This is a genomic window from Limnobacter thiooxidans (assembly GCF_036323495.1).
Taxonomy (GTDB): Bacteria; Pseudomonadota; Gammaproteobacteria; order Burkholderiales; family Burkholderiaceae_B; genus Limnobacter; species Limnobacter thiooxidans.
In genome coordinates this window covers 1,288,373-1,302,322 of the sequence record NZ_AP028947.1, presented here as the reverse complement: position 1 = coordinate 1,302,322, position 13,950 = coordinate 1,288,373, and the positions used below count along the sequence as shown (strand labels likewise).

At 52.4% G+C, this 13,950-nt stretch carries 13 protein-coding genes; 4 read left to right on the top strand and 9 right to left on the bottom strand.

Annotation, left to right across the window (positions count from 1 at the left end; all coding sequences use genetic code 11):
* Positions 1–3: 3 nt before the first annotated feature.
* The 4 genes from RGQ30_RS05970 to RGQ30_RS05955 form a co-directional block, all read right to left on the bottom strand.
* Positions 4–1,401: an ABC transporter permease gene (locus RGQ30_RS05970; RefSeq protein ID WP_130556794.1), complete on the bottom strand. Its 1,398-nt coding sequence runs from the start codon at positions 1,399–1,401 to the stop codon at positions 4–6.
* 15 nt (positions 1,402–1,416) lie between these two features.
* Complete coding sequence (locus RGQ30_RS05965; protein WP_130556795.1) at positions 1,417–2,394, bottom strand: ABC transporter permease; 978 nt, start codon at positions 2,392–2,394, stop codon at positions 1,417–1,419.
* Positions 2,394–4,658, bottom strand: a complete 2,265-nt coding sequence (locus RGQ30_RS05960; RefSeq protein ID WP_130557008.1) for an ABC transporter substrate-binding protein — start codon at positions 4,656–4,658, stop codon at positions 2,394–2,396. The genes RGQ30_RS05965 and RGQ30_RS05960 overlap by 1 nt, the downstream gene beginning before the upstream one ends.
* Before the next feature lie 76 nt (positions 4,659–4,734).
* Positions 4,735–5,370 carry a peptidoglycan L,D-endopeptidase MepK gene (locus RGQ30_RS05955; protein ID WP_130557009.1) on the bottom strand — a complete coding sequence of 212 codons (636 nt, stop codon included), beginning with the start codon at positions 5,368–5,370 and terminating at the stop codon, positions 4,735–4,737.
* Between the two features lie 64 nt (positions 5,371–5,434).
* Here RGQ30_RS05955 and gltX point away from each other — a divergent pair, with 64 nt between their 5' ends.
* Positions 5,435–6,856, top strand: a complete 1,422-nt coding sequence (gene gltX, locus RGQ30_RS05950) for a glutamate--tRNA ligase (protein ID WP_130556796.1) — start codon at positions 5,435–5,437, stop codon at positions 6,854–6,856.
* Positions 6,853–8,064, top strand: a complete 1,212-nt coding sequence (locus RGQ30_RS05945) for an O-succinylhomoserine sulfhydrylase (protein ID WP_130556797.1) — start codon at positions 6,853–6,855, stop codon at positions 8,062–8,064. Before gltX ends, RGQ30_RS05945 begins: the two co-directional genes overlap by 4 nt.
* A 775-nt stretch (positions 8,065–8,839) precedes the next feature.
* Here RGQ30_RS05945 and RGQ30_RS05940 read toward each other — a convergent pair.
* A complete protein-coding gene (locus tag RGQ30_RS05940) occupies positions 8,840–9,169 on the bottom strand; it encodes an H-NS histone family protein (RefSeq protein ID WP_130556798.1) in 330 nt (109 codons plus the stop codon).
* A gap of 79 nt (positions 9,170–9,248) precedes the next feature.
* The gene (locus RGQ30_RS05935) at positions 9,249–9,842 is read right to left on the bottom strand and encodes an isochorismatase family protein (protein ID WP_130556799.1); all 594 of its coding nucleotides are present in this window, start codon (positions 9,840–9,842) and stop codon (positions 9,249–9,251) included.
* Between the two features lie 497 nt (positions 9,843–10,339).
* On the opposite strand from RGQ30_RS05935, the gene RGQ30_RS05930 reads away from it, so the two are divergent.
* Positions 10,340–11,149, top strand: coding sequence for a sulfite exporter TauE/SafE family protein (locus tag RGQ30_RS05930; protein ID WP_130556800.1), 810 nt, complete (start codon positions 10,340–10,342; stop codon positions 11,147–11,149).
* 95 nt (positions 11,150–11,244) lie between these two features.
* Here RGQ30_RS05930 and RGQ30_RS05925 read toward each other — a convergent pair whose 3' ends face one another.
* Positions 11,245–12,387 (bottom strand): acyl-CoA dehydrogenase family protein, encoded by a 1,143-nt coding sequence (locus RGQ30_RS05925; RefSeq protein WP_298217590.1) that lies wholly within the window; start codon positions 12,385–12,387, stop codon positions 11,245–11,247.
* 115 nt (positions 12,388–12,502) lie between these two features.
* On the opposite strand from RGQ30_RS05925, the gene RGQ30_RS05920 reads away from it, so the two are divergent.
* Complete coding sequence (locus RGQ30_RS05920) at positions 12,503–13,108, top strand: TetR/AcrR family transcriptional regulator (RefSeq protein WP_130556801.1); 606 nt, start codon at positions 12,503–12,505, stop codon at positions 13,106–13,108.
* Positions 13,109–13,189: 81 nt separating this feature from the next.
* On the opposite strand, the gene RGQ30_RS05915 is transcribed toward RGQ30_RS05920, so the two are convergent.
* A complete protein-coding gene (locus RGQ30_RS05915; RefSeq protein ID WP_130556802.1) occupies positions 13,190–13,393 on the bottom strand; it encodes a YjfB family protein in 204 nt (67 codons plus the stop codon).
* Positions 13,394–13,516: 123 nt separating this feature from the next.
* On the bottom strand, positions 13,517–13,840 hold the full coding sequence (locus tag RGQ30_RS05910; RefSeq protein ID WP_130556803.1) for a hypothetical protein: 324 nt from the start codon (positions 13,838–13,840) through the stop codon (positions 13,517–13,519).
* Positions 13,841–13,950: the final 110 nt, after the last annotated feature.

Below are 13,950 nucleotides of genomic sequence, written 5' to 3'. Positions count from 1 at the left end.
CGCTTACACCCTCACCAACGATTGTTTCAACTGGCGTGCCCGGGGATCGAATGCATCACGCACGGCATCGGCAAACAGGTTGGCCGACAACACCAGCAAGAGCATGAACACGAAAGCGGCCACAAGGCTCCACCACACCACGGGGTCGCGACTTAGCTCAAGCCGTGCGGCATTGATCATGGTGCCGTAGCTGAAGGTGCTGGGGTCAACACCCACGCCCACGTAACTGAGCACAGCTTCAGCCAGTACCAACCCTGAAAAATCCATGACCATGGCAATCAGGATCAGGTGCATCAGGTTGGGCAACAAATGCGAGAACAGAATTTTCACACTCGACACGCCACTGGCACGCGCAGCCAGAATGTAATCCTGTTCGCGCATCTTCAGCACTTCTCCGCGAATCAAACGGGCCAAGCCTGTCCAGCTGGTCAAGCCCAGAATGGCGCACAGGAAAAAGAGCCGCAAGTCAGCCTTTTCAACCGATGAGGCAAATGCGTCCGGGTTGGCATCCAGTGCCACCTGCAACATCAGCACTGTGGCGGCAATCAGCAACACAGAAGGAATGGAATTCAGCGTGGTGTAAATGTACTGAATGACATCATCAACCCACCCACGGAAATAGCCCGCCGCCAAACCCATCGCAATGCCCACCGGCAGGGTCAACAAGGTGGTCAACAGGCCAATCAACATGGCTGTGCGCAAACCTTTCAAGGCAATGTAGAACACATCTACACCCACCTTGTCGGTACCCAGCACGTGATAAGCCTCAGCCCATTTCGACACCACACCGCCAAGAATGCACAGCACGAACAGAGTCCACACCACCGCTTGGTAGGCACCGCTACCCGTGAAAACACCAATGCTGTTTTGCGCAACTGCCGGTGCCATGGCACGGCGAATTACCCACAGTGCAGCCAGAAAAAACGCCCACAACACAGCCCCACCCAAAGTGCCCTGATAGGCACGCAGAAGCAGGTCTTGAGCCTTGTTGCTTTCATCGCTCAAATGCACGCCCCCGAACTTCAAACGGGGGTAATCGCGAACCGGTTTGCCATCCACTTCCATGGATTCCTTGCTCAGGGCACGGGTCGCCAAGGGCGCTGAATACGATTTTTCACGCTCATAGGCCAAGGGACCCAGTGCCACATCCAGCACTGAAATAATGGGGCTGGCATAACGGCTTTGTTGCTCGGAATTCAAACGCAAGTGCACACTGTCGAGCAAAGTGATGACCACAGCCAACAGCAGCACCACCAAGCTGGCGCTGGCAATTTTTGATTGAAACACCAAGCCCCACGAGGCACGGGACAAGGGGTTTTTGATGACGGAACGGGCATAGGCCAACAGGCCGAACACCAGCAACCAGATCAATGCGTCAGTCAGTAAAAGTGTAGGCATCATGCTGGCTGGCGCTCCTCAGGCCAAACGGACCCGGGGGTCCGCAATGGTGTAAGCAATGTCAGTCAAAATCAGCCCGACGAGGTAAAGTGCAGAGCCAATGAACACCATGGCACGCACCACACCAAAGTCCTGCGACTGAATGGCCTCGATGGTGTAACTGCCAAGGCCGGGAATGCCAAAGAAGGATTCTGAAATCAGTGAACCCATGAACAGAAGCGGGATGACGGTGACCGAGCCAGTCAAGATAGGAATCAAGCCGTTGCGCAACACATGCCGACCCAACACCTGTACTTCCGACAAGCCCTTGGCGCGCGCAGTGCGAACATAATCCTTGTTGATTTCTTCGAGGAAAATGGTGCGATACCAACGCGTGCCACCACCCAAACCACTCACCACGCCGATGATGACCGGCAGTATCAAAAAGCGCCAGGCTTCAACACTGGCGTCATATCCGGAAATTGGAACCAGTGCCAGTGTTTTGGAAAACAGGTATTGTCCGCCAATGATGTAAAACAAACCTGAAATTGACATGGCCAACACGCACAACACCACGCCAGTCAAATCAAGGTAAGTGCCCCGGAAAAAGGTCAGCAACAGCGACAACACAATGTTCAAAAACAGGCCGAGTATGAACACAGGCACGGCGAGCGCCAAACTGGGGCCTGCACGCTTGGCGATTTCACCAGCAATGTTTCGACCGTCGTCTGAACTGCCAAATTCACCCACAAACATGGGCACGGATTTTTGAAAGAAAATAGTTTCGCCTAACTTGCCAACACCTTCTGCCTGGCTGTTGTAGAGCAATGGCAAATCGTAACCGCGTTCGCGCTTCCATTGATCAACTGATTCCTGTGCCACACGTTTGCCACCCAAGGCCATGCGCGCCATGTCGTCAGGGCTGTTGACCTGAAAAAACAGCACAAAGGTAATCAGGTTGACACCCAGCAACACCAACAAACCGTACAACACACGGCGCACCAAATAACTGCTCATCAGCGGTGCCCCCCTGCGACGTCAGCCAGTTCTTCACGAATTCCAATCGCCTGTTCACGGCGTTTCCACGCAGCCCATGCAGGCCAGATGAACAAGGCCAGGGCCAGCAGCAACACGGGGATGGGCCACCAGTCCGGCTTGTTCCATTCATTTCGCGCAGCGTCTCGCTTGGTGGTGTCAATGGTTTTGTACTTGATGCTGTTGCGGGCCAAATCGTTGGGCTTCACGTTGCCATGCCAGTCGTGAATCAAACCGAACTGCTTGGGCACGAAAGCAAACAACCACGGTACGTCGTCTTGCACCAGGTCAGTCATGGTTGAAATGATCTCCGCACGCTCGTCGTTGTTGGGCATGGTTTTCATGCGTTCAAACAGGGCGTCGTATTGCGCATTGGAATAGTTCGAGGCATTTTCACCCGCAGTTTTGGCGCGGCTGTTCGGCCCATACAGCAGGAACAAGAAGTTTTCCGGATCGGGGTAATCGGCATTCCAGCCCAAGAAGAACAGTTGCGCGTTGCCCTTGCGAATTTTTTCCTGAAAGCGGTTCCAGTCAGTGGCGCGAATGTCCAGCTGCATGTTCAGCTTGGCAAACTGTTTTCGATACCAGTCAAACCGGGCCTTGTCGCCGGGGCCGCCGCCAGTGGTGTCCAGTGCCAAGGTCAAGGGCTGACGGGTTTTCGGGTCCATGCCGTTTTCATAGCCCGCCTGTTTCAGCAAGGTCAGCGCCTCTTCAATCGGTTTGCGAACAGGCTTGCCATCCACAATGTTGTACACCTGCGTGTTGTAACCGGCCTCGCCTTCTTCGAAACCGAACAGGCCGGGCGGCACCGGGCCATGCGCGGGCATGGCGCGTCCATTGGTGAAAATTTGCGAGAATTCTTCCCAATCCACGGCAATGGCAATGGCCTGCCGAAGCAACTTGGCGCGGCGCGCTTCCTCCGGCGTATTTCCGGGCCCAACCACCGGGTCAAGCCAGTTGAACCCCAGGTAAAACAGGCTGGTGGCCAGTGAAGTTTCCAGGCGAATTCCCTTTTCTTCCATTTCCGGGGTCAGGGCGGCGTCACCGTCGGTACTGGCGCGAATGGCCTGGTCAAACGTGTCGGCGCTAACGCCCGAAGTGTCGTAATAGCCCTGCAGAAACTTGTTCCAGTAGGGAATGCCCTCTTTCTCGCGGGTGAACACCACCCGGTCTATGAATGGCATGGTTTTGCCCGCATCAGCCAACAGACCGCGGGCCACATCCTCGGGCTCGCCCTCAGAGGGATAAGGTTCACCCCGGTGATTCGGGTTACGTGACAGCACCATGCGGGAATTCGGATCATTCTCGGTCAGCATGTAAGCGCCGGTGCCCACGGGCCACCAGTCGAGTACCAGGTTGTTTTCCACAAAGCCTTTCTGGCTGTAAAACGCATCTGCTTCCCAGGGAATCGGGGCAAAAAATGGCATGGCCAACCAATAGACAAACTGGGGGTATTTGCCGTTGACTCGAATTTCCAGTGTGTGGTCATCAATTGCTTTTGCGCCCGGCAAATCGAACTGGCGCAAATCAAGCCATGGCAAGTCAGATGTGGCGGGCGGGAATGCACTGCCTGTGTCTTTCTGAATCTGCGCCTTCAAAGCTTTGTCGTGTTCTTGCAGGGTTTTGGACAGTTCGCCCAAGCCCACCACGTAATCACCCATGTGGCCGAGAATTGGCGACACAATGCGTGAGCTGGCCAGTCGCTTGATTTCGTACACGTAATCGTGCGCGGTCAGTTCACGGGTGGCTTGAACCTCAAACTGCATGGGGCTGTTGAACTTGCGCGCCTCGTCATCACCCAGCTGGTGGTAAAGAAAACTGCCCTGCCCGTCTTTCGCAAAAGCCGGGTGCGGCTGGTACCTGATTCCGGGCTTGAGTTTGATGGTGTAAACGCTGGTTTTGACCGAATCAATCGGGGCGTCCTCGGGCAAGGCGTTGCCCTGGGCATCCAGATACACTGGCACTGGCATTTCTGCGGCAGCCAAGGGCTCAAGCTGGTAAGGGCGTTTCAGGTAGTGGTATTGAAAAAGCGGTTCGTACACCTGATAGGTGAACTCGGCTTCATCAGAGGTGTAGGACTGTGCGGGGTCCAGGTGTTTCGGGCGCGCAGTAAAAGCGGTGTAGAGGGTCTTGGTCTGCTGGTCAGCCGCAGTTTCAACATAGGGGTTGTTGGGCGCCTTGCCACACGCAGCAAGTGACAGGCACAACGCTGTTGCGATGGTGAATTTACCCGCCTTGTAAGCCAACCCTGCCGATTTTGCGAAACGCTGGAAAACTGCCAAAAAACCACCCTCGCACTGTTGCTTTTTTAGATGGCTTTATTTAACCACGCCATTTGCGTTCCGGGCCAGTGTCTGCGTGAATCCAGCCACCTTTTGCACCCACGCGGAAATAGAAGCCTACCCCACCCGTGCGGAAACCTTCAACCAACTCACCCAACACTTTGGGGTGCAAGCCGGGCAAACGGAAATCAACCGCTTGGCCCTTCAGGTGCAGGGAATTGCGCGCGGCGGGCAAACCGGCCTCGATCAGGCGTGCATTGGTTTTCGGGCTGCGGTAACCCGATGTGATTTCAACAGGCGCAGAGAACCCGTAGCGGCGTACAAAGGCTTGGGCTGCCCACAGGGTGTCGATAATCTGGGTGTCCATGCGGAAAACCTGATTTGCTTGCACGTCTCGAAGCAAACCACAAATCTGTTCATACGCGATTGGGTTAAGATGTCCGTCTTTCCAGTAGGTAATGCTCAAGCGCTCGCCCGATTGCGGACGAACCATTTCCAGGGTGCGCGGCTGCAGCCAGAAGGTCAGGTCAACCAGCCCCGGATCAAACAAATCTGGGGGTGGAACCAGTTCAGACCCTGCGGCCAGCACGCCACGGTTCAGGAATGTATCCACTGAGCCAATAACGGCCAAAGTGCTTACTGCCTTGATGAATGATCGCCGGTCGAAGTTGTGCATTTCCATCACTTAAGAATTTACTCGAACTTATAATAAGAGTTCTTTGAAAAAAAGTCACTAATCCATGTCTACAGATCCTAAAATCCGAACAGTACGTACCCGTTTTGCACCCAGCCCCACTGGCTACCTGCATCTGGGAGGCGCCCGAACTGCCCTGTACAGCTGGGCATTTGCCCGCCACAACAAGGGGCAATTCATTTTGCGGGTTGAAGACACGGATGTTGAACGCTCCACCCCAGAAGCAGTTCAAGCCATCATGGACGGCATGGCCTGGTTGAACCTGGAATACGACGAAGGTCCTTATTTCCAGATGCAGCGCATGGACCGCTACAGGGCCATGATCGACAAGCTTCTGGAAAAAGGCGAAGCCTACCTTTGCTACTGTAGCCAGGAAGAAGTGAATCAAATGCGCGAAAAGCAACGGGAAAGTGGCCAGCGCATTCGTTATGACGGCACCTGGCGGCCAGAACCTGGCAAGGTATTGCCCACACCACCCGCAGGTGTTGCCCCGGTTGTGCGCTTCAAAAACCCGTCAACAGGCGTGGTGACCTGGGATGACCTGGTCAAGGGCCCCATTTCAATCAACAACGAAGAAATGGATGACTTGATCATTGCCCGGCAAGACGGCACCCCCACATACAACTTCTGCGTGGTGGTGGACGATTGGGAAATGGAGATCACGCATGTGATTCGTGGTGACGACCACATCAACAACACGCCACGCCAAATCAACATCTTGAAGGCATTGGGTGGTGAACAACCCATCTACGGCCACATTCCAATGATTTTGGGGCCAGATGGCGAAAAACTGTCCAAGCGCCATGGTGCGGTCAGCGTGGTTCAGTATCACGAAGAAGGCTTTTTACCCGATGCGATGATCAATTACCTGGCCCGCCTTGGCTGGAGCCACGGTGATGACGAGCTGTTCAGCCGTGAACAACTGATTCAATGGTTTGATTCCACCAACCTGTCGAAATCAGCTGCGCAGTTCGACCCTGAAAAATTGAAGTGGGTGAATGCGCACTACATGAAGCAGGCGCCAAAGGAATTGCTGCTTTCTGATTTGCAAAGCCGCCTGAACAAGGCGGGTGTAGATTCTGCAGAAGGCCCTGAATTGGGCGATGTACTTGATGTGGTACTGGAACGTGCTTCCACACTGGTTCAACTGCGTGATGAAGCCGCCCTGTTCTACCGTGTGCCACAGGTGAATGGCGAAGAATTGGCCCCGATGCTTGAAGAAGCGGGTGTACGTGCAGCCTTGGCAGAATTCAACGAGGGCTTGAACAGCGTGGAATGGAATGTGGAAGCCCTGAATGGTTTGGTGAAAGCCACCATCAAGAACCACGGCCTGAAAATGCCCAAACTGGCCATGCCTTTGCGATTGATGTTGACCGGCATTACGCAAACGCCTTCCATTGACAAGGTGATGAACCTATTGGGCAAGCACACTGTACAAACTCGCATTGCGCAAGGACTGCAATCATGAGCAACAAGAAACCCAAAGCAAACCCCGCGGAATGGGCCACAGCAACACAGGCCATTCGCGCCGGCAGCCACCGCACTGAATTTGGCGAACATTCTGAAGCAATGTTTCTGACATCCAGCTTCGTGTTTGACAGCGCTGCGCAGGCGGCCGCACGCTTTGCAGGCACGGAAGAAGGCAATGTGTATGCGCGCTTCACCAACCCCAGCGTGCAGATGTTCGAGCAGCGGCTCTCTGTGCTTGAAGACACCGAATACTGTTTGGCCACATCAAGCGGCATGGCGGCCATTACCACGGCCTGCATGGGCCTGCTGAATGCTGGCGACCACATCATTGCGTCGAAGGCCCTGTTTGGTGCAACCGTTCAGTTGTTCGTGAATATCCTTTCGCGTTTTGGCATTGAAACCACCTTCGTGGACGGTACCAGCATGGACGCTTGGGAAAAGGCAATCAAGCCCAACACCAAGCTGTTTTACAGCGAAACACCGTCGAACCCGCTGACCGAAATTCTGGACATGCGCGCACTCAGCGATCTAGCCAAGAAGCACGGCATTTATAACGTGGTCGACAACTGCTTCTGCACACCCGCGCTGCAAAAGCCGGTGGAATTCGGTACGGAAATCATTATTCATTCCGCGACCAAGTACCTGGACGGGCAAGGCCGTGTGCTGGGTGGCGCCATTTGCGGCCCCAAAGACCTGCTGAAAGACAAGATTCTGCCGGTGCTGCGCACTGCAGGCCCTACCCTGTCGGCATTCAATGCCTGGGTGCTGTTCAAAGGTTTGGAAACACTGAACATTCGCATGCTGGCGCAGTCTGCAGCAGCGCTTGAAATTGCCACCTGGCTGGAAGCCCACCCAGCAGTTAGCAAGGTGTACTACCCCGGCTTGAAAAGCCACCCACAACACGAATTGGCCATGAAGCAGCAAAAAACTGGTGGTGCCATTGTGTCGTTTGAAGTGAAAGCTGGCAGTGAAGACGAAGCCCGCGCCAAAGCCTGGCAAGTGATTGACAGCAGCCAATTGATGTCCATTACGGCCAACCTGGGTGACACGCGCACCACCATTACCCACCCTGGTACCACCACGCACGGGCGCTTGAGTCCTGAAGCGCGTGAAGCGGCAGGTATCAAGCAGGGCCTGATTCGGTTGGCGATTGGGCTGGAAGATGTGGGTGACTTGAAGAAAGACCTGGTACGCGGATTGGGGTGATTGGTTGCAAGGCAGATGCCTTCTTTGTTTGCAAGGCGCATGACTCTTCTTCGTTTGCAAGGCGCATGACTCTTCTTCGTTTGCAAGGCGCATGACTCTTCTTCGTTTGCAAGGCGCATGACTCTTCTTCGTTTGCAAGGCGCATGACTCTTCTTCGTTTGCAAGGCGCATGACTCTTCTTCGTTTGCAAGGCGCATGCCCTCTTCCGCCAGAAAGCCTGAATACCCCCTTTTTGAAGTTCACACTGACTCACCGGGGTTCGGCAAAAAGGACGGCCGAACCCCGGTGTCGGCTGAACGCCGAACGTTGCGTGTGAATTCAAAACGGGCAGACTTTCTTGAATGGCGGTGCGAGGGCAATGCAGCCTATGCAAACTCGAATGAGCTATGCCTGAAGCTCACGACCTGCGACCTGCGACCTGCGGCGTTCATTGAGGCATCAGCCCTTCACCGCGCAAGTTCGCAGCCTTCGAGGTGTTCGTTTGCTGCATCATCTTGCCGATTCAGGGCAAGGCTTCCCGGCTGATTCGCAGCGCGGGGCGATTGCGCCAGCAATCGATGCGGAGGCGCTTAAGCGTCCTCGCATGCCCCAAGCCAGAATCAACTAGACGGGAAATCAGCCTTGGCCAAGGCGAGATGAGCAGTAACGAACCGACCCAAAGGCCTGCGATACGAAAGCCGTGATGAGCAGCAACGAACGCCGACCCCAAAGCCTGCGAAAAAAAACCGCTGCTTGTATGCACAAGCAACGGTTTTTCGTGTGGCGTACCGAAGGGTTAGATGCGCATCTGGTCTTCAGTCAAACCCTTGGACAATGCATCTTTCATCCAGTTTGGGCGTTTGCCACGGCCAGACCAGGTCAAAGAAGAATCCTGAGGATGACGGAAACGAACCGGGGCTGGGCCCAACTCACGTTTGCCTTTGACTTTGCTGGCGCCCATTTCGGCAAACAGTTCTTCAAGCTTCAAACCTTTGGAAGCCGCCAGTTTCTTGACTTCTTCAATGGCTTGCAACTTTGAACTGCGATCAGTCAGTTCTTTCTCAATCTCTGACTTCAATTGTTGAAGTTCAGAAGCACTTAAAGCAGACAAATTCAATTTTTTCATATTATCTTTCTAAAAAATATTATTAACAAACCCTTGAAGTGTTGGTTTTAAAACCAATCGTGCTTTTAAAATAAATCGTTTACTTAATCAGGTCAAGTGCAAATTTGAAATGCTCATTTTCTGCACCCTCAAGCCACTCAAAAACAACCATTTCAGTAGTGACCAATTCGGCACCATTACCGGCCAATCGATCAAATGCGGCATCGCGATTCCTTTCCGTTCTTGAACCGCATGCATCGGTTACAACCCAAACTTCCATTTCATCATTCAGCAAATCCAATGCTGTTTGAAGTAAACACACATGGGCCTCGACACCTGCAATAACAATACTGGGTCTTTCGGAGTCCTGATTATTCTTTTGAAGGTGCTTAGGCAGGCTTCGTGCATTACCAGCCGGTGCTTTACTGGTCAGCAGATCCACCAAACCTTCTGGGCAGGCGCTAAACTGGGTTTTACGCATGGTGCCTTTGCACAAGGCAGCCAATTCAGGAATAAAGGAACCAATCTTCTCGGGTACATGTTCTGTGGCGTAGGAAGGGACGCGCATTTTCTTGGCCAAAGTCGCCAGTATCAATGCATTTCGATAAACCTCATCAGCTTGATGAATGGCTGGCATCAATTTCTGCTGGTAATCGACCAGGACGAGTTGGCTGGATTCTTGATTCAATAACATGTGTTCACAAAGCTCAGGTTGAAAGCTGAAGCATACTCGGTAATTCCCACGGATGGCACAGCCTGCCAACCAACAGCAGCCAAGATTGAATTAACACGATATGAACGTTCCAGTCTTCCCCAACTTATTGCGATTACCTCTGCAAACCTGGGGAATGATTGGCAAATGAGTTATTAATAGTAAAAAATCAACTATTTTAAAAGATAAAAAAATAAAAATTACACTCAAAACAAGCGATCCTTATCCCCCGAAAAGGTTAGATTATTTGAGGAATCCAAGACCACATAAAACGTTAATAATTTTCCAAAACAATTTTTAACAAAAGTCAATTGGACATTATGACCACATTCAGAATGAAGGGCTGAATCAACAAACGTTCTGCATGTGTACAATGTACAAAACACCAGACTACTTCGGACGATGACTTTCTTGTACAGAAACACTCGCATTCAGACCCCATCGATTTGCTCCCCTTTGAATATTTCTGGTATGTCCTAATGCTCGGAATTCTTGCTCTGGGTTTACTGATCGGTCTGATTATGGCGCTCACCGGCGCAGGTGGGGGTGTATTGGCGGTTCCATTGCTTGTGTTCTCCACCGGCCTGGCTGTGCAGGAAGTTGCGCCCATTGGTTTGCTGGCGGTTGGTTTGGCCGCAACCCTGGGCGCTGCCTTGGGTTTACGTGCAGGGGAAGTGCGTTACAAGGCTGCCATGTTGATGGGTTTTGTGGGTCTGCTTTTTTCGCCCTTGGGGTTTTGGATAGCCCGGCAAGTGGATACCCGAATTCTCGGCCTTGTATTTGCAACGGTTCTGGTCTGGGTTGCGTTCAATGCATTCCGCGGCAGCAACAATTCAGCACTAAACGCCATTGATGCCCCTCCGGAAGGCGCAATCAGCAATTGCCCCTGCGTTCGTAACCCATCCACAGGGCGTTTCATCTGGACATGGCCTTGTGCGCGGGCATTGATCGTATCAGGTGCAATTGCCGGGTTTCTGTCGGGATTGCTGGGTGTGGGAGGCGGCTTTGTACTGGTGCCAGCCTTGCAGCGCTTCACCAATCTAACCATTCAATCGGTTACGGTTACCTCTCTTGCCGTCATCGCGATTGTTTCAGCCGCAGGCGTGCTGAACAGTGCAGGAGCAGGCGAATTCAATGCTGAGATCGGTATCACATTTGCAGCTGCAGCTGCGATCGGCATGCTGGGCGGCCGGTTGATTTCAAACAGGTTGCCGGGCGCCCACCTGAAAAAAGCATTTGGCTTGATGTGCCTGGTGGTTGCCGTGTTGATGGTCATCAAAAATCTGTAGTCAGTCTAAAACTGCAGATACAAAAAAGCCCTCGATTGTGTTGAATCGAGGGCCTTGTTCACTGCGACCAGTCGTGTAGTAACGCAACAACCAGTTTACAGCGACCGGGCAATAATCTCTTTCATGATTTCACTGGAACCGCCGTAAATGCGCTGTACGCGCGCATCTGCATACATTTGTGCAATCGGGTATTCCATCATGTAGCCATAACCACCGAAGAACTGCAAGCACTCGTCGATCACCTTGCATTCCAGTTCGCTCAAGTGCAGTTTTGCAATGGAAGCCGTGGCTGCATCCAGCTTGCCTGCCACCAGTTTTTCAATCGAATTGTCGATAAATGCACGGGCTACAACAGCCTGTGACTTCAACTCAGCCATCTTGAAACGGGTATTCTGGAAATCAAAAATCGTTTTGCCGAAGGCCTTGCGCTCTTTTGTGTATTCCAGCGTGATTTCAATAGCCATTTCAATGGCGGCCATTGCGCCAACACCCAGCATTAAACGCTCGTAAGGCAATTCAACCATCAACTGCATGAAGCCCATGCCTTCCGCGCCCAGTACATTCTGGGTTGGAATGCGCACATTGTCGAAGAACAATTCGCAGGTGTCTTGCCCTTTCTGACCGAGCTTTTCCAGAATGCGGCCAACCTTGAAACCTTCAGCCTTCTTGGTTTCCAGCAACAGCAAGGTAGTGCCTTTGGCGCCAGCTGCAGGGTCAGTTTTGGTAACCAGGATGATGACATCGGCCAAGTAACCGTTGGAGATAAAAATCTTCGAACCGTTGACTACGTAGTGGTTGCCGTCTTTCACAGCGCTGGTGCGAATACCTTGCAGGTCTGAACCGGCGCCTGGCTCGCTCATGGCGATAGCACCAATCATTTCGCCGCTGGCCATTTTTGGCAAGAAGTACTGTTTTTGCTCTTCTGTACCGTGGTTCAGAATGTACTGGGCCGCAATCGCGTGCACATGCACACCGAAGGAACGATCGCCACTGTAAGCCAGTTCTTCAAACAGCACAGCCATGTGGGTGAAATCGCCACCCGCGCCACCGTATTCTTCAGGAATGTCAGCAGACAGCAAACCCATCTCGCCAGCCTTGTTCCACAACTCGCGATCCACGTGCTGCTGTTTGGCCCACTTGTGTTGGTTTGGCTTGATCTCGGTTTCCACGAAACGGCGAATATTTGAACGGTACAGTTCAAGGTCGGAATTCATCCAGCTTGGCTTGGGGTATCTCATTGTCTCTTCACACTCTCAAAGTTATAGGTCAACCGACCGGTTGCAGTGCATTGATTATAGGTCACATGACCGGTTTGTCAACAATGAGATCAATAATCAGGTTAAAGTAACGCCCATGAACACACACGCCACCACCGACAAGGGACAAATTCGTTCACAGGAAATTCTGGGGACAGCACAAGCCATATTGGCCAGCGAAGGCTATGCGGGTCTGAGCATGCGTGGGGTAGCTTCCCAGTTGGGAATCTCACTGAGTACCGTTCAGCACTACTACACCAACAAGGAAGCACTGGTTGAAGCGCTGTTGACCTATGTGATGGACAACTACCAAACCGCCGTGGCGCAGGTCATGAACGCCATGAGCGACAAAAGTCAGCTTGAACGATTTAAAACCATTGTTGATTTGATACTGATCGAGATTCGTCGGCCTGACACTTTCGGTGTACTGGCCGAGATTTATGCCCTGTCAAACCGTCTGCCATTTGCGGCCCGACTAGTGGAAGAAGTGTATGCGCGGGAAAGAAAGGAAATTTTCAAGCTGATTTACGGGCTGGAGCCAAAAATCAGCAAAGTAGAATACAAACTGCGGGCTGCCATGATCGTGGTGCAAATTCACGGGCTGGTTTCGCAGCTGGCGCAAGACAATGATCCAAGTCTTAGCCGCAAACAACTGGAACAAGCCGCGCGGCAAAGTTTCATGATGTTGGCCACGAAGGCCTGAAAACTAAGACCTGAAAACCAAAGCCTAAAAACCAAAGTTACGCTGCAGCAGCTCGAAACACAGACTCAAAGGGTGATCAGGTCAGGCATAAACATTCAGCTTGGTGCCTAGGTTACCGCTGCTTGCCAGTGGTGGCGGCTGGGGAACCGATTGAATCAACTGGGCGATCGAAGATTCAGCAATGTCCATTGACTTCTTGAACACAGCAATTTGACCCTGTTGCAGCGTTTGGGCCTGCTTCATTTGTACCGTGGCATTGACCATGGCGGCTGGGGAAATGTCCATTTTGGCGCTCCGTGTCGATACAAACCTTAACGGCAGCAAAATGAGAAACTTGAGTCTCCGGAATTCAAGTTACCCCGAACTGAAGCTGGCCAGAAAATTTCCTTTATTTCCTCGGAAACCCTGTCAGCGACCTTTTTTGGCCCTGTTCAAAATCTGTACGACCAGCTCGCTGCGAATCTGCTCCCCCTTTTCCACGCTTTGAGCATGCAGCAGCACATTTTCTTCAATCAGCTTGGCCATTGAACTGAGTAGTACGTAAAGCAGGTCTTCGGCCTTGAATATTGCCGCATTTTGAAGAATGGTCAGCGCGCCAAGACAACAGGAATGGCGCAAGGCCATTTCATCTACCGGCAGGTCGCCGTAATCCAGCGGATCCTCCTTGGCAACTTCATTGACCAACATCACAAGGGTGTTCAAATCAATTTCAATTTGATGCGTTGTTGCCATGGTGTTTCTCCGTGAGTTACACACCTTCGTTCTACCACGGTATGGCCTGACAAACCAGCACTGCAACAGGTGGGACTGAAGCATAAAATTACAACTATTTGCGTTTTTTA